20 protein-coding genes are annotated in these 25,272 nt (G+C 46.4%); 8 read left to right on the forward strand and 12 right to left on the reverse strand.

Annotated elements, in window-relative coordinates:
• Nucleotides 1-273: 273 nt before the first annotated feature.
• From hemG to MHO32_RS15940, 3 genes are read right to left on the reverse strand one after another with little or no spacing between them, the layout of a single operon-like run.
• Nucleotides 274-801, reverse strand: a complete 528-nt coding sequence (gene hemG / locus MHO32_RS15930; RefSeq protein WP_239212927.1) for a menaquinone-dependent protoporphyrinogen IX dehydrogenase — start codon at nucleotides 799-801, stop codon at nucleotides 274-276.
• Nucleotides 802-810: 9 nt separating this feature from the next.
• On the reverse strand, nucleotides 811-2,268 hold the full coding sequence (locus MHO32_RS15935) for a TrkH family potassium uptake protein (protein ID WP_005451087.1): 1,458 nt from the start codon (nucleotides 2,266-2,268) through the stop codon (nucleotides 811-813).
• A 46-nt stretch (nucleotides 2,269-2,314) separates the two neighbouring features.
• Nucleotides 2,315-2,938, reverse strand: coding sequence for a YigZ family protein (locus tag MHO32_RS15940; RefSeq protein WP_005440863.1), 624 nt, complete (start codon nucleotides 2,936-2,938; stop codon nucleotides 2,315-2,317).
• 268 nt (nucleotides 2,939-3,206) lie between these two features.
• On the opposite strand from MHO32_RS15940, the gene fadB reads away from it, so the two are divergent.
• From fadB to acuI, 3 genes are all read left to right on the forward strand, one after another.
• Nucleotides 3,207-5,378 carry a fatty acid oxidation complex subunit alpha FadB gene (fadB, locus tag MHO32_RS15945; RefSeq protein ID WP_239212929.1) on the forward strand — a complete coding sequence of 724 codons (2,172 nt, stop codon included), beginning with the start codon at nucleotides 3,207-3,209 and terminating at the stop codon, nucleotides 5,376-5,378.
• Nucleotides 5,379-5,392: 14 nt separating this feature from the next.
• Complete coding sequence (fadA, locus tag MHO32_RS15950) at nucleotides 5,393-6,568, forward strand: acetyl-CoA C-acyltransferase FadA (protein ID WP_009699109.1); 1,176 nt, start codon at nucleotides 5,393-5,395, stop codon at nucleotides 6,566-6,568.
• 266 nt (nucleotides 6,569-6,834) lie between these two features.
• A complete protein-coding gene (gene acuI, locus MHO32_RS15955) occupies nucleotides 6,835-7,815 on the forward strand; it encodes an acrylyl-CoA reductase (NADPH) (protein WP_005451082.1) in 981 nt (326 codons plus the stop codon).
• A gap of 73 nt (nucleotides 7,816-7,888) precedes the next feature.
• On the opposite strand, the gene MHO32_RS15960 is transcribed toward acuI, so the two are convergent.
• Nucleotides 7,889-8,830, reverse strand: coding sequence for a LysR family transcriptional regulator (locus tag MHO32_RS15960; RefSeq protein ID WP_009699107.1), 942 nt, complete (start codon nucleotides 8,828-8,830; stop codon nucleotides 7,889-7,891).
• 167 nt (nucleotides 8,831-8,997) lie between these two features.
• Nucleotides 8,998-9,180: a hypothetical protein gene (locus tag MHO32_RS15965; RefSeq protein ID WP_005426049.1), complete on the reverse strand. Its 183-nt coding sequence runs from the start codon at nucleotides 9,178-9,180 to the stop codon at nucleotides 8,998-9,000.
• A gap of 132 nt (nucleotides 9,181-9,312) precedes the next feature.
• On the opposite strand from MHO32_RS15965, the gene tusA reads away from it, so the two are divergent.
• Nucleotides 9,313-9,561 carry a sulfurtransferase TusA gene (tusA, locus tag MHO32_RS15970; protein WP_005426051.1) on the forward strand — a complete coding sequence of 83 codons (249 nt, stop codon included), beginning with the start codon at nucleotides 9,313-9,315 and terminating at the stop codon, nucleotides 9,559-9,561.
• Between the two features lie 44 nt (nucleotides 9,562-9,605).
• Here the strand turns inward: tusA and MHO32_RS15975 are convergent, their stop codons facing one another.
• A complete protein-coding gene (locus tag MHO32_RS15975; RefSeq protein WP_005451077.1) occupies nucleotides 9,606-9,866 on the reverse strand; it encodes a hypothetical protein in 261 nt (86 codons plus the stop codon).
• 160 nt (nucleotides 9,867-10,026) lie between these two features.
• Nucleotides 10,027-10,581, reverse strand: coding sequence for a TMEM165/GDT1 family protein (locus tag MHO32_RS15980; RefSeq protein ID WP_005451076.1), 555 nt, complete (start codon nucleotides 10,579-10,581; stop codon nucleotides 10,027-10,029).
• 483 nt (nucleotides 10,582-11,064) lie between these two features.
• On the opposite strand from MHO32_RS15980, the gene glyQ reads away from it, so the two are divergent.
• The 4 genes from glyQ to MHO32_RS16000 all read left to right on the forward strand — a co-directional run bounded on the left by glyQ (nucleotide 11,065) and on the right by MHO32_RS16000 (nucleotide 17,847).
• The gene (gene glyQ / locus MHO32_RS15985; protein ID WP_005451074.1) at nucleotides 11,065-11,982 is read left to right on the forward strand and encodes a glycine--tRNA ligase subunit alpha; all 918 of its coding nucleotides are present in this window, start codon (nucleotides 11,065-11,067) and stop codon (nucleotides 11,980-11,982) included.
• A gap of 13 nt (nucleotides 11,983-11,995) precedes the next feature.
• Entirely contained in the window at nucleotides 11,996-14,062 is a 2,067-nt protein-coding gene (glyS, locus tag MHO32_RS15990) for a glycine--tRNA ligase subunit beta (protein ID WP_239212931.1), read from the forward strand.
• A 217-nt stretch (nucleotides 14,063-14,279) separates the two neighbouring features.
• Nucleotides 14,280-16,364 carry an alpha-amylase gene (locus MHO32_RS15995; protein WP_239212933.1) on the forward strand — a complete coding sequence of 695 codons (2,085 nt, stop codon included), beginning with the start codon at nucleotides 14,280-14,282 and terminating at the stop codon, nucleotides 16,362-16,364.
• 229 nt (nucleotides 16,365-16,593) lie between these two features.
• The gene (locus MHO32_RS16000) at nucleotides 16,594-17,847 is read left to right on the forward strand and encodes a valine--pyruvate transaminase (protein WP_239212935.1); all 1,254 of its coding nucleotides are present in this window, start codon (nucleotides 16,594-16,596) and stop codon (nucleotides 17,845-17,847) included.
• A gap of 152 nt (nucleotides 17,848-17,999) precedes the next feature.
• Here MHO32_RS16000 and MHO32_RS16005 read toward each other — a convergent pair whose 3' ends face one another.
• The 5 genes from MHO32_RS16005 to dnaA all read right to left on the reverse strand — a co-directional run bounded on the left by MHO32_RS16005 (nucleotide 18,000) and on the right by dnaA (nucleotide 25,186).
• Nucleotides 18,000-18,437, reverse strand: coding sequence for an Hsp20 family protein (locus tag MHO32_RS16005; protein ID WP_039840096.1), 438 nt, complete (start codon nucleotides 18,435-18,437; stop codon nucleotides 18,000-18,002).
• A gap of 658 nt (nucleotides 18,438-19,095) precedes the next feature.
• The gene (gyrB, locus tag MHO32_RS16010) at nucleotides 19,096-21,513 is read right to left on the reverse strand and encodes a DNA topoisomerase (ATP-hydrolyzing) subunit B (protein WP_017818155.1); all 2,418 of its coding nucleotides are present in this window, start codon (nucleotides 21,511-21,513) and stop codon (nucleotides 19,096-19,098) included.
• A gap of 13 nt (nucleotides 21,514-21,526) precedes the next feature.
• The gene (gene recF / locus MHO32_RS16015; protein ID WP_005451066.1) at nucleotides 21,527-22,606 is read right to left on the reverse strand and encodes a DNA replication/repair protein RecF; all 1,080 of its coding nucleotides are present in this window, start codon (nucleotides 22,604-22,606) and stop codon (nucleotides 21,527-21,529) included.
• Nucleotides 22,607-22,615: 9 nt separating this feature from the next.
• Entirely contained in the window at nucleotides 22,616-23,716 is a 1,101-nt protein-coding gene (dnaN, locus tag MHO32_RS16020; RefSeq protein ID WP_239212937.1) for a DNA polymerase III subunit beta, read from the reverse strand.
• Nucleotides 23,717-23,779: 63 nt separating this feature from the next.
• Complete coding sequence (dnaA, locus tag MHO32_RS16025) at nucleotides 23,780-25,186, reverse strand: chromosomal replication initiator protein DnaA (protein ID WP_005451061.1); 1,407 nt, start codon at nucleotides 25,184-25,186, stop codon at nucleotides 23,780-23,782.
• Nucleotides 25,187-25,272 lie beyond the last annotated feature (86 nt).

A 25,272-nucleotide genomic window follows, 5' to 3' on the forward strand; every position in this document is an offset into this window, starting at 1 on the left:
AGAGCTTTCCTATTGAGCTTTGCTCAAATCGGATGGCCATTTTAGCGAGTTAAAGTTTAGTGTCAATCACTTTTTTCAAACTTTTTATCAAGCGTTTCCACTTGGCTAATTGGCTTGCTAACTTGACTTCGTTTCTTTCGAAGCGTTGCCGTGTCAGCGAGGTGGCATTATAGAGATTGCGATCACATTGGCAAGCCCTTTTTCTCGTTTTTTTTGATTTTTTTATCGTTCGGATAAATTTGCATCAAAAGCGTTCAAAAGAGCACGTTATTTCTACAGTTCTTTGAATTTATCTGCGAAAAGAGCCACTTTTTCCCAATTGGTGTATTCCACTTCTTTGGTTGTATCTGTTTCGCCCCCAGTCATCGACATAATGAACTTAATCATAGTTTTGTCGAACCAACCATAACGAGGGTAATACAGAGCACCAGCAAAAACACCAATTAAGATTGGTTTCCAAGGCGACTTGGTCAGGAACTTACGAATGTAAGCGCTACCCTCTGGCGTATCTTTTCCTTGGTCTTCTTTGCGAGCAGTTAGGTTTACGCAGAAAAATGCCACTTTACTTTGTTCAAGTTGATTGAGGTTTCGCTCAATAAACTGGTACAGCTTCTTATTAAGATGACCATAACGAATAGAGGCTCCAATCAATACTCTGTCGTATTGGCTGAAATCAACCGTCTCTACACTATGTAAATCCACCAGCTCGCAATCGAATTCTAATAGCTGCTCATCTATATAGTGGAGAATTTTTTTAGTCTGCCCTTCTCGGGAAGAATATAGAAATAATGCTTTTGCCACGATTTCCCCTTAACTGCGCCAAAACGTCGGCGTAAGTAAAATAAGTAAGGTAAAGATTTCCAAACGACCAAACAGCATAGAAACAATCAATACCCATTTTGCTTTGTCATTAACATCACCAAAGTGAAGTGCTACTTCCCCTAAGCCAGGACCGAGGTTGTTCAGAGTCGCAGCTACCGCCGAGAACGCACTTAGCTCATCCATGCCAGTCGCAATTAACCCCAGCATACAAACCACAAATACTAGCGCGTACGCAGAGAAGAATCCCCAAACCGCATCAACAACACGCTGCGGTAGCGCACTGCCACCCACTTTGATGGTGTACACCGCACGAGGGTGCACCAAACGCTTCAGCTCACGAGCACCTTGTAAGGTCAGTAGCAGAATACGGATCACTTTCATGCCACCACCAGTCGAACCAGCACAACCACCGATGAAAGAAGAGAACAATAACAACACTGGCAAGAACAACGGCCAATCAGCAAAGCCGGTTGTAGTAAAACCTGCAGTAGTAGAGATTGACACAGTTTGGAACAAGGCTTGGTCGAAGGCATCATAAGGAGAGTCATACGAGTGATGATTCAATAGTAATAAGAAGCAAACCAAGAACAGAACCACTTGAATAAAGATAAACGCGCGAAACTCTGGGTCTTTCCAATAGTATTTAGGATGCACGCCACCAGACGCAAACGCGGCAAAGTGCAAAGAATAGTTACATGCCGAGATTAACAAGAAGACAACGGTAATCATGTTAATGGCATAACTATCGAAATAGCCCATGCTGGCATCGTGCGTAGAGAAACCACCGATGGCAATAGTGGAGAAGCTATGACTAATGGCATCAAACGGCGTCATGCCTGCTAGCCAAAATGCTACGGCACATGCGATAGTCAAACTCAAGTAGATGTACCACAGTGCTTTTGCTGTCTCAGCAATACGTGGGGTCATCTTAGTATCTTTTACTGGTCCTGGTATTTCAGCTCTATACAGCTGCATACCACCGATACCAAGAACAGGAAGAATGGCTACCGCCAATACGATGATACCCATACCGCCAAACCACTGTAGAAGTTGGCGATAAAAGAGAATCGCTTTTGGCAACTCGTCGAGCCCGACGATCACCGTCGCACCTGTTGTCGTTAAAGCAGAGAAGGACTCAAAAAAAGCGTCAGTCACAGATACATTGGGGTTATCTGAGATCAGAAAAGGGATAGAGCCAGCACTGCCAAGTACAGTCCAGAAAAGAACAACAATAAGGAAGCCATCACGCGCTTTAAGCTCGTGTTTGTGCCTGCGGTTTGGGAACCAACAGATCCCACCGCATACAAGAAGTACGAAGAAAGTCGTGACAAAAGGTACACCCGCACCATCTCGATAGATAAGCGCAACTAGCGCAGGCGCGAGCATTGTGACACTAAAAAGTGCGAGCAATAGCCCGACGATTCGAATAATTGAACGAAATTGCATGGATTGATTGACTAGCGAAGCTGTCCCTGTGGCTTCCTATTTTTCATTATTGTCCGTCTAGTGGGGTGACAATTGCCTTTGCACCACTTTTGTTGATGATAGCTTGGGTAAACGCGCTCACTTCACGTAGCTCAATTTCCACCACTAATACCACCTGATCGCTGTATTCAGCATCCACTTCAACCGCACCAAACTGGGGCATAAGCGACTGTGCGATAGGCATAAACCCATAGTCTAACTCTAGTCGGAGTTTTGTGGTTATTTTTTTCTCAATTGTTTGAAGCAGCTTGAGCGCTTGTTGCACGCCGCCACCATAGGCTTTGACCAAACCACCTGTACCAAGCTTAATGCCGCCAGAATATCGAGTCACTACAGCGGTAATCTCTCCAACTCCAGAGCCAGACAGCTGAGCAAGGATTGGTTTACCTGCTGTCCCTGAAGGTTCTCCATCATCACTAAAGCCCCACTTCATCGAATCTTCTGGTCGACCAGCAACAAATCCCCAGCAGTTGTGTCTTGCATCAGCATGCTTGGTTTTGATCTGCTCAACGAATGCTTTCGCCGCTTCCACGCTTGGCGTATGTGCTAAGTAAGTAATAAAGACACTCTTTTTGATCTCTTCTTCAAATTGAGCAGGCTGAGCAGGAATCAGATAAGGCAGGTCATTCATAGGATTAAGTCACTTTTCTCTTTGTCTAAAGTCTATCACGAGAGGTAATTGTGAGTCGCATAAGATCTGCCTTAGCGCACAATGTTAAACACTTGTTTAAAAAATGTATTGAAATTAACCAGTCCGAAGTCCAAACTAACTTCACTGGTCTAACCAGAACAATAAATAAAACGACTTTCCTCTATATCTATTTGCTGCTCGACAGGCGCTCAGCCCGCAACAAATCGGTATACAGACAATCCAAGATTGTATGTCATGGAGATAGACAATGATTTACCAAGCCGAAACCCTACAGGTAAAGGAAGTACAAGATGGTATTGCAGAACTAAGCTTCTGCTCTCCAAAATCCGTTAACAAGCTCGACCTAGCGACACTAGAGTCACTCGACAAAGCCCTTGATGCACTAAAAGCGCACCAAGGACTGAAGGGCTTGATGCTCACCTCAGATAAAGACGCGTTCATTGTTGGCGCTGATATCACCGAATTCTTAGGTCTTTTCGCTAAGACAGACGCTGAACTCGATCAGTGGCTACAATTTGCTAACAGCATCTTCAATAAGCTGGAAGACTTGCCTGTCCCAACTATCTCGGTACTAAAAGGCCACACGTTAGGTGGCGGCTGTGAATGCGTACTTGCAACTGACATGAGAATTGGTGACAAGACCACCAGCATCGGTCTACCAGAAACAAAACTGGGCATCATGCCGGGCTTTGGTGGTTGTGTGCGTCTGCCACGAGTTATCGGTGCCGATAGTGCGATGGAAGTGATCACTCAAGGAAAAGCGTGTCGTGCGGATGAAGCGTTAAAGATTGGTCTTCTGGATGCGGTTGTTGATACCGACACACTTTACGAGTCAGCACTCAAGACACTGACCTCGGCAATCAACGAGAAGTTGGACTGGCAAGCTCGTCGCAAGCAAAAGACATCACCTCTAACGCTAAGTAAGCTCGAATCAATGATGAGCTTCACCATGGCGAAGGGTCTAGTGGCTCAGAAAGCGGGTCCTCACTACCCTGCTCCAATGACTGCCGTTATTACGATTGAAGAAGGCGCTCGCTTTGCTCGAAACGAAGCTCTCGACATTGAACGTAAACACTTCGTAAAACTGGCTAAATCTGAAGAAGCAAAATCACTGGTTGGTTTGTTCCTTAACGACCAATACATCAAAGGGCTTGCGAAAAAATCAGCTAAGTCAGCGAGTAAAGACACGCAACGTGCGGCTGTGCTTGGTGCGGGCATTATGGGCGGCGGTATCGCCTACCAATCTGCTTTAAAAGGCGTACCGGTGTTAATGAAAGATATCGCGCAACCTTCACTCGATTTAGGCATGACGGAAGCATCTAAGCTGCTAAATAAACGCTTATCTCGTGGTCGTATTGATGGCTTTAAGATGGCTGGTATTTTGGCGTCTATCACACCAAGCCTACATTACGCAGGCATCGAAGAATCAGACGTGATTGTAGAAGCCGTAGTAGAAAACCCGAAAGTAAAAGCAGCGGTGCTGAGTGAAGTCGAATCACATGTCGGTGAAGACACGGTTATCACCTCAAACACCTCGACAATTCCTATCAACCTGTTGGCAAAATCGCTAAAACGCCCAGAAAACTTCTGTGGCATGCACTTTTTCAACCCAGTGCACCGCATGCCTCTTGTTGAGATCATCCGTGGTGAACATACCTCTGATGAAACCATAAATCGCGTTGTTGCGTACGCAGCGAAAATGGGCAAATCACCAATTGTCGTTAATGACTGCCCTGGGTTCTTTGTAAACCGCGTATTGTTCCCATACTTTGGTGGCTTCAGCATGCTACTTCGCGATGGCGCTGACTTTACGAAAATCGACAAAATCATGGAACGTAAGTTTGGCTGGCCGATGGGACCTGCATACTTGCTCGATGTTGTTGGTATTGATACTGCTCACCACGCACAAGCCGTTATGGCACAAGGATTCCCTGAGCGTATGGGCAAACAAGGTCGTGACGCGATCGATGCACTATTCGAAGCAAGCAAATACGGTCAGAAGAATGGCAGTGGCTTCTACAGCTACACCATAGATAGAAAAGGTAAGCCGAAGAAAACCTTCTCTGAAGAGATCTTGCCAGTGCTCGCAGACGTTTGTGCCGATAAGCAGGACTTTGACGAACAGACCATCATTCAACGTATGATGATTCCGATGATCAACGAAGTGGTACTATGTCTACAAGAAGGTATCATTGCCACTCCACAAGAAGCGGATATGGCACTGGTTTACGGTCTTGGCTTCCCTCCATTCCGCGGTGGCGTATTCCGCTACCTAGATAGCGTAGGTATTGCTGAGTTTGTTGCAATGGCAAAACAATACTCAGAGCTCGGTGCAATGTACCAAGTACCACAGATGCTGATTGATATGGCGGCGAAAGGTGAAAGCTTTTACGGTGCACAACAGCAAGGTTCTATCTAAGGAGGGATTCTAAAATGACTAATCAAACAAGAAATGTTGTCGTAGTCGATTGTCTACGTACTCCAATGGGTCGCTCTAAAGGTGGTGCTTTCCGTCATACGCGAGCAGAAGATCTATCTGCGCGCCTAATGAAAGGTATTCTTGCACGTAACCCACAAGTAAACCCAAGCGAGATTGAAGATATCTACTGGGGCTGTGTACAACAAACCCTAGAACAAGGCTTTAACGTGGCACGTAATGCGGCGCTACTTGCTGGTCTACCAATTGAGATTGGCGCCGTGACGGTTAACCGCTTGTGTGGTTCATCAATGCAAGCGCTTCACGATGGTACACGTGCCATCATGACAGGTGACGCTGAAATCTGCCTAATTGGTGGTGTTGAGCACATGGGACACGTACCAATGAACCACGGCGTGGACTTCCACCCAGGTATGTCCAAGACAGTTGCAAAAGCAGCAGGCATGATGGGCTTAACCGCTGAAATGCTTGGTAAGCTGCATGGCATTAGCCGTGAGCAACAAGACGAGTTTGCTGCACGTTCCCATGCTCGTGCACATGCTGCAACCGTAGAGGGTCGTTTTAAAAGCGAAATCCTACCAATTGAAGGTCATGCGGCTGACGGCACGCTGTTCACTCTAGATTACGATGAAGTCATTCGCCCTGAAACATCCGTTGAAGGTCTATCTCAACTTCGTCCTGTTTTCGACCCAGCCAACGGTACAGTAACAGCCGGTACATCATCGGCGCTGTCTGATGGTGCATCAGCGATGTTGATCATGAGTGAAGAGAAAGCTAATGAACTCGGCTTGAAGATTCGAGCACGCATTAAAGGTATGGCCATTGCGGGCTGCGATCCTTCAATCATGGGTTACGGTCCTGTACCTGCGACGCAAAAAGCGCTCAAGCGTGCTGGTCTTTCAATTGAAGACATGGACGTGGTTGAGCTAAACGAAGCATTTGCCGCGCAGTCTCTACCATGTGCTAAAGACTTAGGTCTGCTTGATGTTATGGATGAGAAGGTCAACCTTAACGGTGGCGCAATTGCATTGGGTCACCCGCTTGGTTGTTCTGGCTCACGTATCTCAACGACGTTAATCAACCTAATGGAAGCAAAAGATGCGAAATACGGTCTCGCAACCATGTGCATTGGTTTAGGTCAGGGTATTGCGACTGTATTTGAACGACCATAGTCTGTTTAAGAAACGCTAGGTTGTAGTGATCAATTCAACAGTCACGAGCAAATGAACCAATACTGAAATTTTTTAGTATTACACTTAAGGGCGACATCTGATGTCGCCCTTTGTTTTACGCTAAACATTGCTTACATGCACAAAAAGCATACATTAAATGCTCAAGTTTCATTTTATTCATAGACAAAGAAGACATACACTTAGCAGCAGTTGATATCTTGCTGCATGTGACCCAGAGTCACGCTACCGCACAATCGGAGAACCTTATGTTTAATGCTCTAGTTCTAAATCAAGAAGACAAACGTACTATCGCTAGCATCGAGCAAATCGATGAAACACAACTGCCTGAAGGCGACGTTCTGATTGACGTTGATTACTCATCGTTGAACTACAAAGACGGTCTTGCAATTACAGGTAAAGGTAAAATCATCCGTAACTTCCCGATGGTGCCGGGTATTGACCTAGCAGGTACGGTAGTAAGCTCAGAAGACGACCGCTACCAAGCAGGCGACAAAGTTGTTCTTACTGGTTGGGGTGTGGGTGAAAACCATTGGGGCGGTATGTCTCAACGTGCTCGTCTAAAAGCGGATTGGCTAGTACCACTACCAAAAGGTCTGGACAGCAAGAAAGCCATGATGGTTGGTACTGCTGGTTTCACTGGCATGCTGTGTGTTCAAGCACTGCTTGATGCAGGCATCAAACCTGAAAATGGTGAAATCCTAGTAACTGGCGCAAGTGGCGGTGTAGGCTCAGTAGCTGTGACGCTTCTAGCACAGCTTGGCTACAAAGTGGCAGCCGTGACAGGTCGTGTTGAACAAAATGGTCCGCTACTAGAAAAGCTAGGAGCTAGCCGCATCATCGACCGTGTTGAGTTTGAAGAACCAGCACGTCCGCTTGAAAAGCAAGTATGGGCAGGTGCGGTTGATACCGTAGGCAGCAAAGTGCTAGCAAAAGTATTGGCGCAAATGGATTACAACAGTGCAGTCGCAGCTTGTGGTCTTGCAGGTGGCTTCGATCTACCGACGACAGTGATGCCATTCATTCTACGTAACGTTCGTCTACAAGGTGTGGATTCTGTTTCATGCCCATTTGAAAAACGTACTGCAGCATGGGAAAAATTGGTAGAACTACTACCAGACAGCTACTTCGAGCAAGCTTGTACTGAAGTAGAGCTAGCAGAAGCACCAAAATACGCTGAAGACATCACAAACGGTCAAGTAACTGGTCGTGTGGTTATCAAGTTATAAGCGCTAACTCTTCGATAGAATAAACAAAGCCGGGTCATTGCCCGGCTTTTTGCTATTTCGATTTTTGGAGAAATCAGTCCAACCCCATATCTTCAATTCGTTTAGCAATAAGACGACTACATTCTTCACGAACTACTGCACGCAACCATTCTTGAGCGGGAGAGTGTTCGCAACGTGCGTGCCAAATCATCGAATATTCAAACGGCGTGAATTGGAATGGTAATGGCTTCACTACTAAGTCATAGCGATCAGCAACCAAGTACGCTAAATCGGCAGGCACGGTAATAATAATTGGCAGAGTATCAACGATCGCCAGCGCCGCTTCCAAGTGATAAGCGCGTAATACCATCTGACGTTGCGGCTTCTCCACGAGCGCTTGTTCAATCAGCGCTTTAACCCCATCACTAATGGCAATCATGGCATGCGGATGACTGAGATAATCATCCAGACTCATCTCTTTCTCAGCTAGCGGATGCTGCTTAGATAGCATACACAACACACCAACTCGCCCTAACACTTCACTGCGTAATGGCTCCACTGGACCTGTTGGACGACAAATCGCTAAGTCCGCGCCTTCATATGTTAATTGATCAGATAAGCGGTCATGTTGCAGCGGCAAGAAGTTAAACGACACATTCGGTGCTTCTTGATAGATACGCGGCAACGCGAAGGGCAGAATGGTTTGCATCGCGTAATCAGTTGTCGCGATATTAAACGTCTGATCACAACTGCGTGGATCAAACTCACGTGGAGAAAGCAATTGGCGTAGTGACTCCAAAGGCTCACCCAAAGAGCGATCAATTTCTAACGCTTTTTGAGTTGGGATCAAGTGCTGACCTTGACGAGTAAACAGTGGGTCACCAAGCAGATCACGTAAACGCCCTAGCACACGACTCATTGCCGATTGGCTTAAATTGAGGCGAGTTGCTGCTTTACTGACACTGCTCTCTTCAATCAGCACACGTAATGCGACCAATAAATTCAGGTCTCGACGATAGATGTCTTCTAATTCCACGATTTGCCACTTAACATGTAGAGGATTTAGGTAAATTGTACTCTTCAGGCAAAAAAAATCCCGCCTTTCAGCGGGGAAGCCCAAGAAAAATGGGGATAGTGTCGGAATGAAGTGTCGTTAAACTTGGTGAGCGGTATATCAATAGGTTCCGATTACAGCAAGAAGCGCTAATTTTCTTGCTCTGATGCACCTGACCATTTGTGCATCTCAATCCAAATCCCAATAATCGTTGCACTCATGCCTACAAGAGGCATCAATGAGGTTTCACCTGGCGTCCTAAGTACCAATGCACAGAACGAGATAAAACATAAAACCGAATAGATGGTTAGTCTGTCTAACGCTGTTAACATCGTCTCTCCTTGCCAGTTGTTACCAAATTGTTAATTTAAGGTAAATCAAAAAATTCGGTTTGCCAAGTGGTTATTGAATATTTTTTCAACGAAAGTAAAATTCAACGCTCAGTTAGTTACGAGAATCACACTATGAGCTTTAATCCTGAACTGGCGACCAAGACATTAGAGGCGGAAGGATTACGCTGCCCAGAGCCAGTGATGATGGTCAGGAAGACAATTCGAAACATGCAAGATGGTGAGGTATTGCTAGTTAAAGCAGACGACCCATCCACAACTCGAGATATCCCGAGTTTCTGTCGATTTATGGATCACCAGCTGATTGCGGCACAAACGGAACAGCTTCCATACCAGTACCTGATCAAGAAAGGTTTGGAATAATCTCAGCAAGATCAAAAACGGCAGCCCAATTGGCTGCCGTTTGTTTATTCATCGTATTCTAGTGTGCGAACTTCAGATTGTAGCTTGTTCAGTTGCTTTCTCATTGCACGCATCTCTTCATGCATCGGAATAATATGCGCGACCCGAATCCAAGCCTCTACTGTTAGACCAGTAAGGATGAAGGTCCCTGCAACAATCGGCAACCACATATCGGTCAACACCATTGCCAATAAGCACAGCGCTAAACCAAAGGTGAATAAATAACTCTGACTCTTTGGGGTCATCCCCATGTAACGTGTAAGCATAACCTTGCCCTCTCGCTATCATTCACACCATTAAAGTACCATGACAAGTATGACACTAATATGTCATCCGTCACGGTCCTGAATGATTTTGAACCAGAGTTTGAACTCATGCATAATTTCACTAGTTATTGATAATTAACACGATTTATCTTTAAGATGATCAGAAAAATGCTGCACCAATAGCAAGGGCAATAAATAGGAAAGCGGTCACCTTACGAATCAATCCTAAAGGCATCTTATCCGCCGATAGCTTGCCGATTAAAACCACGGGAACATTGGCAAGCAACATGCCGATCGTGGTACCAAGAATCACCCAACTCAATGCATCTGCGTATTGCGCACCCAAGATAGAAGTTGCAATCTGAGTCTTGTCGCCAATCTCCGCAACGAAGAAAGCAATAAAACTCGCAATGAATGGACCACGGTTGGAGATCTGTTCGTCATCATCCAGTTTATCTGGGATCAGCACCCAAGCCGCCATGGCGACAAAACTAACCACCAGCACCCATTTTAAAACCTCAGGCGAAAGGTAATCTGCCACAACCACACCTAACCATGCAGCCAAAGCGTGGTTGGCAATGGTTGCCAAAAAGATTGCGGCAATAATAGGGATTGGCTTGCGGTAACGACTGGCAAGTAATAGAGATAGCAATTGGGTCTTATCGCCAATTTCTGCTAACGCTACAGTAGTAATTGAAATAGCTAAAACGCTCACGACATGCTCATTGGGGCGGGATAATTATTTTTAACCTAAGACAAATCTCACGCCCCACCCCGGTTCATGATGATTTGTCTAAGGTCTTGCTAAACTCATCGGGTTGATGAGTCTCGAACGCCATGGTGATTTTGCACCAATTATGTTGACGAACGAACCAGATGAAATAGGCATTTCATCGAGTAAGCTACTCCCCAAAGACAGGCGCAATTCTAGCCACCTTTGCTCATCACCTCAAGAGTGAAAGCCAGTGAAAACTCCCTTTTAGGAAAAATTCAGCAGATAAAGCGGTAAAAATCCATTAAAGGAGAAAATTGCCCACGAATTAATCAAGATTAGCTCTACTCCCATGCTCAATATCTGGGTATACTTGATTGTTATTTTATTCAACCGTAATTACTTTGAATCGCTATTGTTGAGGCTATAAAACCCAGCAAAAGAGACGAATTCACAAGTAATAAGAGAATCGCGCGAACCTGACTTATGCAAAAATACGATATCAAAACCTTCCAGGGAATGATCCTCGCGCTGCAGGATTATTGGGCTCAAAATGGTTGTACCATTGTTCAACCGCTAGATATGGAAGTGGGTGCGGGCACCTCTCATCCAATGACATGTCTACGAGCACTTGGCCCAGAGCCAATGTCTACAGCTTACGTACAACCTTCACGTCGTCCTACCGATGGTCGTTACGGTGAAAACCCTAACCGTCTACAGCACTACTACCAATTCCAAGTAGCGCTAAAACCATCACCAGACAATATCCAAGAGTTGTACCTAGGTTCTCTAGAAGTACTTGGTATTGACCCACTTGTTCACGATATCCGTTTCGTAGAAGACAACTGGGAAAACCCAACACTAGGCGCATGGGGTCTAGGCTGGGAAGTTTGGCTAAACGGCATGGAAGTTACTCAGTTTACTTACTTCCAACAAGTTGGCGGTCTTGAGTGTAAGCCAGTCACTGGTGAGATCACTTACGGTATCGAACGTCTAGCAATGTACATCCAAGAAGTAGACTCTGTTTACGACCTAGTTTGGAACATCGCACCAGACGGCAGCAAAGTGACTTACGGTGACATCTTCCACCAAAACGAAGTAGAGCAATCGACTTACAACTTCGAGCACGCAGACGTTGACTTCCTATTTGGTTTCTTCGAACAGTGTGAGAAAGAGTGTAAAGAACTGCTTGAGCTTGAAAAACCACTGCCACTACCTGCTTACGAGCGCATTCTAAAAGCTGGTCACGCATTCAACCTACTAGACGCACGTAAAGCGATCTCAGTAACTGAACGCCAACGTTACATCCTACGCATCCGCAACCTGACGAAAGCAGTTGCAGAAGCATACTACGCATCGCGTGAAGCTCTTGGCTTCCCAATGTGTAAGAAAGAACAAGCGTAAGGGGTAGAGTAACATGGCAAAAGAATTTCTAATCGAGCTAGGTACAGAAGAGCTACCACCAACGCAACTTCGCACTCTAGCTGAAGCATTCGCAGCAAACTTCGAAGCAGAACTAAAAGGCGCTGAGCTTGCTCATGAAGGCGTGAAATGGTTCGCGGCACCTCGTCGTCTTGCACTTAAAGTAGCAGCACTAGCAGGCAGCCAGTCTGACAAAGTTGTTGAAAAGCGTGGTCCTGCGGTTTCTGCAGCGTTTGACGCGGAAGGCAACCCAACAAAAGCGGCTCAAGGCTGGGCACGCGGTTGTGGCATCACGGTTGACCAAGCAGAGCGCATGGTAACCGACAAAGGTGAATGGCTACTGTTCAAACAAGAAGTGAAAGGTCAGCCAACGTCTGAGATCGTAGTTGAACTTGCAGCGAAAGCACTAGCAAACCTACCTATCGCAAAACCAATGCGCTGGGGTAACAAAACGACTCAATTTATCCGTCCAGTTAAGACGCTAACCATGCTAATGGGTAGCGACCTAATCGAAGGCGAGATCCTTGGTGTCGCTTCAGACCGCACTATCCGTGGTCACCGCTTCATGGGTGAGCAAGAGTTCACTATCGATTCTGCTGAACAATACCCTGCGATCTTAGAAGAGCGCGGTAAAGTAATGGCAGATTACGAAGCGCGTAAAGCAATCATCCTAGCTGACGCACAAAAAGCAGCAGCAGCGGTTGGCGGTATCGCTGACCTAGAAGATGACCTAGTAGAAGAAGTAACGTCTCTGGTTGAATGGCCAGTGGTACTAACAGCGAAGTTTGAAGAAGAGTTCCTAAAAGTACCTTCTGAAGCATTGGTTTACACCATGAAAGGTGACCAAAAATACTTCCCTGTTTACGACGAAAACAAGAAGCTACTACCTAACTTCATCTTCGTATCGAACATCGAATCAAAAGAGCCTCGTTACGTAATCGAAGGTAACGAGAAAGTGGTTCGTCCTCGTCTTGCTGACGCGGAATTCTTCTTCAACACAGACCGTAAGCGTCCGCTTATCGACCGTCTGCCTGAACTAGAGCAAGCGATCTTCCAAAAGCAACTGGGTACGATCAAAGACAAAACAGACCGCATCACAGAACTTGCTGGCTACATTGCTGTACAAATCGGTGCTGACGTTGAGAAATCAAAGCGTGCTGGCCTACTAGCAAAATGTGACCTAATGACCTCAATGGTATTCGAATTCACGGATACTCAAGGCGTTATGGGTATGCACTACGCTCGCCACGACGGTGAAGCAGAAGAAGTTGCAGTAGCACTGAACGAGCAATACATGCCTCGTTTCGCAGGTGATGAACTGCCATCAAACGGTGTTTCAACTGCAGTTGCAATGGCAGACAAGCTAGACACTATCGTAGGTATCTTCGGTATTGGTCAAGCACCTAAAGGCAGCGACCCATTCGCACTACGCCGCGCATCTCTAGGTGTACTACGTATCATCGTTGAATACGGCTACAACCTAGATCTTGTTGACCTAGTAGCGAAAGCGAAATCACTATTCGGCGATCGCCTAACTAACGACAACGTTGAACAAGACGTTATCGAGTTCATGCTTGGTCGTTTCCGTGCTTGGTACCAAGACGAAGGCTTCAGCGTAGACATCATTCAAGCGGTTCTAGCTCGTCGTCCGACGAAACCAGCAGACTTCGACCAACGAGTTAAAGCGGTTTCTCACTTCCGTGAACTGGAAGCGGCAGAGTCTCTAGCAGCAGCGAACAAACGTGTAGGTAACATCCTAGCGAAATTCGACGGCGAACTAGCAGCAGACATCGACCTAGCACTTCTACAAGAAGACGCAGAGAAAGCACTAGCAGAAAGCGTTGAAGTAATGACAGAAGCGCTAGAGCCAGCGTTTGCAACTGGTAACTACCAAGAAGCCCTAAGCAAGCTAGCTGACCTACGTGAACCAGTTGATGCGTTCTTTGATAACGTAATGGTAATGGCAGACGACGAAGCACTTAAGAAGAACCGTCTGACACTACTGAACAACCTGCGTAACCTGTTCCTACAGATCGCAGACATTTCTTTGCTTCAAAAGTAATTCATTACTCTTAGAAGTGATTAAGAAATAACTAAAAGGGAAGCAGATGCTTCCCTTTTTTGTTGCCTTCAAACCGATGAAGGTGACGCTTATTATTCATTTTGTGAACAAGACTAAAATTTGTAGGGTGAGACGCGTTTAACTTGTTGGTGTAGAGCTCGGATTGTAGAGGCACAGTTTTGCTATAACTGGACTGTTTATTCGGGGGAAGGACACAATGAAAAAAACAATTCTCGCACTCTCTATCGGTCTACTGAGCGCCTGCAGCCAGATTCCAGAAAATGCCATCGTATTAAGCGTTGGTGATGACACCGCTGTTTTTGAAGAAAACTCACAAGGCTTACTTGTCGCCGAGCAAAAACTCGAAAAAGGCAGTTATAGCTTTACCATTGCTGACAGCAAGCAAAGCTGTGGCAGTAGCTTTGCCCTAGCAGAAGAAGATCGCATCAAGTTCAATCGTCCATTAAAAATGGATAACTGCGCCACTGATGCACAAATGCCGCTGCGCATCTTCAAAGCCAATACCTATCAATTTACGCTCAATCCAACCACCAACGAGCTGACGGTCAAAATCAAACCAAAGCAGAGTCAGGACATCACCTACTCTTGCCCTGTCGCAACTGACACGCCAAAAACCATCAATGTTGCTCAAACCTTTAATGATGGCACTGTCGTTCGCGATGCCTTAACCGGACAAGAAGCCACAGTCGCCAATGGCAGCGTCACCATGCAGCCAGGTCCTATGAGCCAAGGTCTATTGCTGCTAGAAGAAGTTGAACAGCAAGCCGATAAACCGTTCAGTTGGGATAACGCAATGGTGTACTTCGTCATGACCGACCGCTTCTACAATGGCAACCCAGACAACGACAACAGCTACGGTCGCAGCAAAGACGGAAAATATGAGATTGGTACCTTCCATGGTGGTGACTTAGCGGGTCTGACGAAAAAACTCGATTACATCGAATCACTTGGTGTGAATGCTATCTGGATAACTTCACCACTGGAACAAATCCACGGCTGGGTTGGCGGCGGCGATAAAGGCGACTTTAAGCACTATGGCTACCACGGCTACTATCACCAAGATTGGACCAAGCTTGATGCCAACATGGGTACCGAAGATGAACTAAAAACCTTCGTCGATACTGCCCACAAGAAAGGCATCCGCGTAATTTGGGATGTCGTCATGAACCACACAGGTTATGCGACATTAGCAGACATGCAGGAATTCGGATTTGGTCAGCTTTACCTTGATGACCAAGAAGCCAAAGAAGTCCTCGGTGAAAAATGGACCGACTGGCAGCCAAAATCAGGACAAAGCTGGCATAGCTTCAACGACTACATCAAATACGGTGATAGCGAAGCGTGGGATAAATGGTGGGGCAAAGATTGGATCCGTACCGACATTGGTGACTACGATGCTCCGGGCTACAACGACATCACCATGTCTTTGAACTACCTACCGGATCTAAAAACCGAATCGACTCAGAAAACCGGACTCCCAAACTTCTTCCGCAATAAAAACACCAATGCGCAAGATGAGCTACAACCCCCACGTGAACATCTGATTACGTGGTTATCCGATTGGGTGCGCGACTATGGCATTGATGGCTTCCGTGTCGACACTGCCAAACACGTTGAAATGGAAGCGTGGGCAGAGTTGAAAGCCAGCACCACCCAAGCGCTTGCTCAATGGAAGAAAAACAACCCGGACAAAGCTTTGGATGATCTACCTTTCTGGATGACGGGTGAAGTGTGGGCACACAGCGTGGTGAAGAGCCCGTATTTCGATAACGGCTTCGATTCCATCATCAACTTCGAGTTCCAATCTGACGTAGCGCCAAAAGCGCTGAAGTGTTTCGCTCAACTTGATAATGATTACCGCCGCTATGCAGAGCGCATCAATACCGATCCTGAGTTCAACGTATTGAGCTACCTATCTTCACACGATACACAGCTGTTTTGGTCAGCACGCAGCCGCAGCTTTGATGACCAAACTCGTGCCGCAAATGCACTGATGCTGGCTCCGGGTGCAGTACAGATCTATTACGGTGATGAGATCGCCCGTGATTTTGGCATTACTGGTTCAGATGCTCACCAAGGCACACGCTCAGATATGCCATGGGATAAGATTCATGGCGAGCGTGAAGATCTACTGCAACATTGGCAAAAGTTGGGTGAATTCCGTAAACGCCACCCAGCGGTTGCTCAAGGTAAGCACATCACTCGCAATCAAGAAGGTTACTACGCGTTCGAACGCCAATACCAAGACGATAAGGTGCTGATTGTTTACACCGGTGAGTAAGTCATACTCTCTCCACCAGCAAGGGAAGCATAAGCTTCCCTTTTTTATTGCTCTTTTTGCCTTTTTATCTCGTACCTCTGGTCTGATGACACACTTTTTTCTTTTTCGGCTTAATTCACACTTTGCGTTAATTACGCATTGAGGTAAGGTCAAGGATTACTCGATAAGCCGATAAAACATCGGCACAAACATACACAAAGCAATCACAATGAATTAGGTATAACGACAAATGCAGTTCTCTAAGTTTGGTGAAAAATTTAATCAGTATTCAGGTATCACGCAGTTAATGGACGATTTGAATGATGGTCTGCGCACACCAGGTGCCGTCATGCTCGGTGGAGGTAACCCTGCCGCCATTCCTGCCATGCTCGATTACTTTCGCCAAGCCAGTGAGGAAATGCTCGCCAGTGGAGAGCTCGTCGCCGCCCTCGCCAACTATGATGGTCCGCAAGGCAAAGACGCGTTCGTTAAAGCGCTAGCTCAGTTATTCCGTGAAACTTACGGCTGGGATATTTCCGAGAAGAACATCAGCCTAACTAACGGCAGCCAAAGCGGCTTCTTCTACTTGTTCAACTTGTTAGCAGGTAAACAGCCAGACGGTTCGCACAAAAAAGTGCTACTGCCTATCGCGCCTGAGTACATCGGTTATGGCGACGCGGGCATTGATGAAGATATTTTTGTCTCTTACCACCCAGAGATCGAGTTGTTAGATAACGGTCTGTTTAAATACCATGTCGATTTTGAGCAGCTCACCGTCGATGACTCTGTTGCGGCGATCTGCGCGTCTCGCCCAACCAACCCAACGGGTAACGTACTGACAGACGAGGAAGTTCGTAAGCTGGACAAGCTAGCACGTGAGAACAACATCCCACTGATTATCGATAACGCCTACGGTCTGCCGTTCCCGAACATCATCTTTGAAGATGTCGAGCCGTTCTGGAATGAAAACACCATCCTGTGCATGAGCCTATCTAAACTTGGCTTGCCGGGCGTGCGTTGTGGGATTGTGATTGCGAGTGAAGAAATCACTCAAGCATTAACCAATATGAACGGCATCATCAGCCTAGCTCCAGGCAGTGTTGGTCCTGCGTTGGCAAACCACATTATTGGTAAAGGCGATCTGCTAAAACTGAGCTCAGAGGTGGTTAAGCCGTTCTACAAACAGAAGTCGCAACGTGCGGTTGAACTGCTCCAAGAAGCGATTACCGATGAACGCTTCCGTATTCACAAACCAGAAGGCGCTATCTTCTTGTGGCTATGGTTTGATGAACTGCCAATTACGACAATGGAACTGTACCAACGCTTGAAAGCGCGTGGGGTCTTGATTGTTCCGGGTGAATACTTCTTTATTGGTCAGAAAGACGAGTGGGATCATGCACACCAATGCTTGCGTATGAACTACGTTCAAGACGATGAGATGATGCAAAAAGGCATTGCGATTATCGCAGAAGAAGTGGAAAAGGCTTACCGCGAAGGTAAATAGACCGATTAAACTCAGCCGTTCTTCTCTTTGAAATTACTGCTTTGAAATAGCGGATTTGAAAACCCCAAACTAAAAAGAGCGCCCTTTTCCATAATGGAAGGCGCTCTTTCTCATTCTATAACCGTGTGGTTAACTGCAGTGTCATCAGCTGATTAGTTGTTTTCAATCAGGTTGTTACCACCGATAGCAATCTTACGCGGTTGCATTGCTTCTGGAATTTCACGAACTAAATCAACATGAAGCAGACCGTTTTCCATTGATGCACCGACAACTTTTACGTAATCCGCGAGTTGGAATTTACGTTCAAAATCGCGCTCCGCAATACCTTGGTAAACGTAGTTTTTGCCTTCTTCTGCTTTACGCTCGCCCTTCACGATCAACATGTTTTCGTTTTGAGTCAAATCGAGCTGATCTTCAGCAAAACCAGCGACTGCCATAGTAATACGGTAGTTGTGCTCGTCTTTTTGCTCGATGTTGTATGGAGGGTAACCGCCAGAAGTGTTCTTCGCAGAGCTTGCTTCCATCAGGTTGAACAGACGGTCGAAGCCAATTGCATTACGGTATAGTGGTGAGAAATCTACATTACGCATAATCTATCCTCTTTTAAGCAATAGTCTTAGCCCAGATGAGGATCATCCACATGGCGCATTTATGCAAGAAAACGCCGAGCTAAGGGATCCGATGATTCATTCCTCTGACCTACTCTTTAGGTGCGGGGACATGATGCCGAATCTAGGGTCAAGTTGTGTGCTAATACTGAGTATCCTCTCCTGAGCGATCTCGTTTAGCGATTCCAGAGGCGCTGTTCTTCTCTTGTTGAGCAAGCTAGCCATCCCTCTTCATAACTAGATATAAGGTCGAAAAATGGGCTTTCAAGGGCTCCAGTGAAAATATTTTTAGATCCCCGACTCGGTCGTTCCTCCCTCTCGAAGATGACGTCCTAACATACTAATAATGAAAAGCGCCACTTACATCCACTCTTTCCATAAATGTAGAGTTTCAAAGCCAAGCCTCCCCGCCTCCATAGAGTGCAGCCAATTCTTGTGTCTCGTTTCTTTTATCTGGTTTCTCTCCACTCAATAAAAAAGCACCACCCGAAGGCAGTGCTTTTAAAATTCTATCAAAAGAAATTTAGATTCGTTTTTCCGCAGGGGGATATGCTTAGTTCTAGGAGAAGGCGCGCAGCATACAAGTGTATGTGAGCACCTTCGACAACGAAATCAGCATATCCAGCAAAGGAAAAATAGTCTAAACGTCTAGGTTTGCTACTTTAAGCGCGTTCTCTTCGATGAAGTTACGACGCGGCTCAACTTGGTCACCCATTAGCGTTGTGAACAATTGGTCTGCGCCTACCGCATCTTCAATGGTTACTTGCATCATGCGACGTGTCTCTGGGTCCATTGTGGTTTCCCAAAGCTGATCTGGGTTCATCTCACCTAGACCTTTGTAGCGCTGTAGACTTAGACCACGACGCGACTCTTTGATTAGCCACTCAAGTGCCGCTGCAAAGCTTGATACCGGCTGAGTACGCTCACCACGTTTGATGTAAGCGCCTTCTTCTAGCAGACCGTCTAGCGCTTCAGATAGATCCGCTAGTTTGCCGTACTCTTTCGAGTTCAGTAGGTCGATGCTTAGTGCGTAGTCATGAGTCACACCGTGAGTACGTACGATGATCTTAGGTAGGTTTAGACCTAGCTCTTCGTGTTGCTCAACTTCGAAGCTGTATTGGCTTGCGCCTACTTCTTTCGCGTTTAGCTGCTCAACAAGCTGCTTTGTCCACGCTTCTACTGTTGCAGCATCATGACATTGCTCTGCCGTTAGACGCGGCGTGTAGATTAGCTCATGAACTAGCGCGCTTGGGTAGCGGCGGCTCATGCGATCCGCTAGCTTGATACCAGCGTTGTATTGCTGAACTAGCTTCTCTAGCGCTTCGCCTGCCAATGCTGGTGCTTCTGCGTTTACGTGTAGCGATGCGTTATCAAGTGCCAAAGCAACTTGGTATTGGTTCATCGCATCTTCGTCTTTGATGTACTGCTCTTGTTTGCCTTTCTTCACTTTGTAAAGCGGTGGCTGAGCAATGTACACATAGCCACGCTCGATAAGCTCTGGCATTTGACGGTAGAAGAAGGTCAACAGTAGCGTACGGATGTGCGAACCATCGACGTCAGCATCGGTCATGATGATGATGTTGTGGTAACGCAGTTTATCCGGGTTGTACTCATCACGACCGATACCACAGCCTAGTGCAGTGATCAGCGTTGCTACTTCTTGAGAAGAAAGCATCTTGTCGAAACGCGCTTTTTCTACGTTAAGAATCTTACCTTTTAGCGGTAGGATTGCTTGGTTCTTACGGTTACGGCCTTGTTTTGCGGAGCCGCCTGCCGAATCACCCTCCACTATGTATAGTTCAGAGAGTGCTGGATCTTTTTCCTGACAGTCTGCAAGTTTGCCTGGCAGACCTGCTAGGTCTAGTGCGCCTTTACGACGAGTCATTTCACGAGCTTTACGCGCCGCTTCACGAGCACGAGCTGCATCGATGATTTTCGAACAAACCATCTTCGCTTCTGCCGGGTTCTCAATTAGGAACTCAGACAGTTTCTCACCCATTGCTGATTCAACCGCTGACTTCACTTCAGAAGAAACCAGTTTATCTTTAGTTTGGCTTGAGAACTTAGGATCAGGCACTTTAACCGAAACAACCGCAGTTAGACCTTCACGCGCGTCATCACCAGAAGTTGCTGTTTTCGCTTTCTTAGAGAAGCCTTCTTTGTCCATGAAAGAGTTCAGTGTACGCGTTAGCGCTGCACGGAAACCCGCAAGGTGAGTACCACCGTCGCGTTGTGGGATGTTGTTAGTGAAACAGTAGATGTTCTCTTGGAAACCGTCATTCCACTGCATCGCCACTTCTACCGATATACCATCTTCGCGCTCAAAGTCGAAGTGGAAGATTTTCTCGATGATTGGTGTTTTGTTGGTGTTTAGGTGCTCAACAAACGCTTGGATACCACCTTCAAACATGAAGTGGTCGCTCTTGTCTGCTTCGCGCTCATCAACCAGTTTGATTGAAACACCAGAGTTCAGGAAAGAAAGTTCACGTAGACGCTTCGCTAGGATGTCGTAGTGAAATTCTGTGTTCGAGAATGTTTCTGCACTTGGCCAGAAACGGATTTGTGTACCAGTTTGGTCAGTATCACCAATTACTGCTAGTGGCGCTTGAGGCTCACCATGATGGTAAGTTTGCGTATGGATATGACCGCCGCGGTGGATAGTCAGAACCACTTTCTCAGACAGTGCGTTTACTACTGAAACACCTACGCCGTGTAGACCGCCTGATACTTTGTATGAGTTATCATCGAACTTACCACCAGCGTGAAGTACCGTCATGATAACTTCTGCAGCAGATACTTTTTCTTCTGGGTGCATTTCTGTTGGAATGCCACGACCATCATCCGTAACTGAAACCGAGTTGTCCTCATGAATTGTCACAACGATGTCTTTACAGTGACCTGCCAACGCTTCATCAATTGAGTTATCCACCACCTCGAAGACCATGTGGTGAAGACCAGTGCCGTCGTCCGTGTCGCCGATGTACATACCTGGACGCTTACGTACCGCATCCAGACCCTTCAGTACCTTAATACTCGATGAATCGTAATTTTCAGACATGAGTTTCTCTCTTCTAGTTTGACTCTATCCTGCCATGTTCCACATGAAACAATTTGCCCGTATCGTCCAACATATCGGCGATTTGGCTTTCAGTGATAGAGCTTACAAATACTTGTGCGCCCGTCTCTTTCAAGCAGTCAGCTAGACGCTTGCGACGTTGGCTGTCTAATTCCGACGCAAAGTCGTCAATTAGGTAAATACATTGTTTGCCGGTCATTTCGGTAAGGTGTTGCCCCTGCGCCACACGCAAAGCACACACCATGAGTTTTAATTGACCGCGTGACAAAACGTCTTCAACTGGCGTTCCGTTCACTTTAATGCGCAAATCAGCTTTATTTGGACCACTAAAGGTGTAACCCAATGACTGATCACGCTCGAAATTCTTTTCTAGTATCTCATGATAAGGGGTGTCTTTGTCCCAACCACGATAATACTTTAATTGGATCTCAAATTCTGGCAAAAACGTCTGACAGATAGTTTCCGCTACGGTTTTCATCTGTTCGATGTATAGCGCTCGCCATTGACTGATGTTTTCAGCCAAATGTGCCATTTCTTGATCCCAATAACTGAGTTCACGATAACTTCTGGCCGTTTTAAGCAGAGCATTGCGTTGCTTGTTAAGACGCTTGAAACGCCCCCATGCATCATAAAAAGCAGGCTCGGTGTGAAACACACCCCAGTCGATGAATGCACGACGATGTTTTGGACCATCCGTTAGTAGATCAAACCCTTCCGGATGTATCAACTGCAAAGGTAAAACTTGTGCGAGTTGTGCCAGTTTTTGCCCAGATTGACCGCCTATTTTAACCTCTGTTGAGCCATCACGCTGCTTATTAATGCCGATAGGTAGCTCAAATTGATCCGAGTTCAAAAAACGACCATGAACAAACAGCTCATCGCACTCATTTTGGATAACTCGACCGGTCAACGAACTCTTGAAAGAGCGACCATGTCCGAGCAAGTAAATGGCTTCTAAAACACTGGTTTTACCGCTGCCGTTCGGTCCAATAAGAAAGTTAAAGCCTGCTGATAGGTCAATATCACAGGCTTTAATGTTTCGAAACTGCTGAATGATGAGGCGAGAAAGTGGCATTCAGATGACTTACAGACGAATTGGCATCACCACGTACATTGCACTATCGTCGTCTGCGTTTTCAATCAACGCACTGGCGTTGGCATCCGACATCGACACACGCACATTGTCGCAACGCAGTGTATTAAGTACATCAAGCACGTAGCTTACGTTAAAGCCGATCTCGATAGCGTCACCTTCAAAGGTCACGTCTAGCATTTCTTCTGCTTCTTCTTGCTCTGGGTTATTGGCAGTAATGCGCATTTCACTGCCCGCAAGATTTACACGAACACCACGGAATTTTTCATTAGAAAGAATCGCTGCACGTGAGAAGGCTTGACGTAACTCATCACAACTTGCTTCTAGCGTTTTGTTGGTGCTTTGCGGCAATACGCGGCGATAATCAGGGAAACGACCATCAACCAGCTTAGAAGTGAAGATAAAGTTGTTCACTTCTGCACGTACATTTGAGCTGCCAATTTGTAGTACGACAGGCTGTTCTGGCGCATCCATCAGTTTAACAAGCTCTTGTACCCCCTTACGAGGCACGATAATTTGCTTTTGCGCAAAATCTGCACCGAGCTGAGTTTGAGATACTGCCATACGGTGACCATCGGTTGCCACGCTGCGTAGCGTCGTACCGTCGATTTCAAACAACATGCCGTTTAGGTAGTAACGAACGTCTTGGTTCGCCATAGAGAATTGTGTTTTTTCAATCAGCGTACGTAGTTCAGACTGAGTCAGTGAAACTTCTACTTCACTCTGCCAATCTTCAATGTTTGGGAAATCGTTCGCTGGAAGTGTTGCCAGTGAGAAACGGCTACGACCAGAACGTACCTGTACGCGATCGCCTTCTAATACGAAGGTAATGATGGAGTCATCAGGTAGACCACGACAGATATCAAGAAACTTACGAGAAGGAACGGTAATGCTGCCCGCTTCAAAATCCCCTTCTAGAGTCACTTTGCTCACCAATTCCACTTCCAAATCGGTCGCGGTCATGGATAACACGTTATCTTCTACTTTAAGCAGTAGGTTACCCAGAATTGGTAGGGTTGGTCGACCACCTAATGCGCCCGAAACCTGTTGTAGCGGTTTGATTAAATGACTACGTTCAATAGTAAATTTCATGCTTGGCTCTTTACGCTGTCAGCTCAATTAATGATTTGCTTGGAATACTGTCATTCTAACCGATTAAGAAGACAGGGTGCGAATCAAGTTAGAGTAATCTTCTTTAATATCGTGGCTCTCTTCACGTAGCTGCTCAATCTTGCGACAAGCATGCAGTACAGTGGTGTGGTCACGACCACCAAACGCATCACCAATTTCCGGCAAGCTATGATTAGTCAGCTCTTTTGCCAGCGCCATCGCCAACTGACGAGGACGAGCAACTGAGCGAGAGCGACGCTTAGACAGCAGATCAGCCACTTTAATCTTGTAGTATTCCGCCACTGTCTTTTGAATATTGTCGATAGTAACGAGCTTCTCTTGCAGAGCAAGTAGGTCGCGCAGCGCTTCACGAACGAAATCAATCGTGATTGGGCGACCGGTGAAGTTCGCGTTAGCAATAACGCGGTTAAGTGCCCCTTCCAACTCACGAACGTTGGAACGCAGACGCTTAGCAATAAAGAATGCCACTTCATCTGCTAGGTGGATTTGGTGGTCTTCCGCTTTCTTCATCAAGATCGCTACACGAGTTTCAAGCTCTGGTGGCTCGATCGCGACGGTTAATCCCCAACCGAAACGTGATTTCAGACGATCTTCTACACCGCTGATCTCTTTTGGGTAGCGATCTGAAGTCAAAATGATCTGTTGGTTACCTTCTAGCAATGCGTTAAAGGTATGGAAGAATTCTTCTTGTGAACGCTCTTTATTGGCAAAGAATTGGATATCATCGATAAGCAACGCATCAACACTTCGGTAGTAGCGTTTGAACTCCTCAATCGCATTGTTTTGCAGTGCTTTCACCATATCTTGCACAAAACGCTCAGAGTGCATGTACACCACTTTCGCATTTGGGTTGTTATCCACAATGGCATTACCCACTGCATGCAACAAGTGCGTTTTACCCAAGCCAGTACCACCGTATAGGAACAGCGGGTTATATGCAGCACCTGGGTTATCCGAAACCTGACGAGCAGCAGCAAGACCCAATTGGTTCGACTTACCTTCAACGAAGTTATTGAACTTATGTTTTGGGTTCACATTAGAGCGGTGGTTGATGTCTGCGATCACTTGCGCGTCATCATCCCACGTTTTATGCACAGGCTTACGGGCTTGCAGCTGAGCGGGCGCTGAAGACTCTGCCGCAACATCCGCCGGCGTTCGTGTCGGTGCCGGTTTTGGTGCTGCAACTCGGCGACTGCCAACTTCAAAGCGTAAACTAGGTACATCATTACCGCAGTATTCTTGCAGTAAGCGATTAATGCTATTCAGGTACTTGTCACGAACCCAATCCAACACAAAGCGGTTAGGTGCGAACAAAGTGAGAGTATTGTCATTGAGCTCCGCTTGTAACGGACGAACCCACATACTGAATTCTGTAGCTGGTAGCTCTTCTTGAAGCTGCTGCAAACATTGCAACCAAAGCGAAGATGACACGGTGCCCCCACTGAGTATTTGAATTATCGGAAAAGACTGGCAATTTTACCTGTTGATAACCAAGATCGCCAGCAATTGATCGATGA

Origin of the sequence: Vibrio sp. MMH1-50 (genome assembly GCF_022347645.1) — a bacterium.
GTDB lineage: Bacteria > Pseudomonadota > Gammaproteobacteria > Enterobacterales > Vibrionaceae > Vibrio > Vibrio harveyi.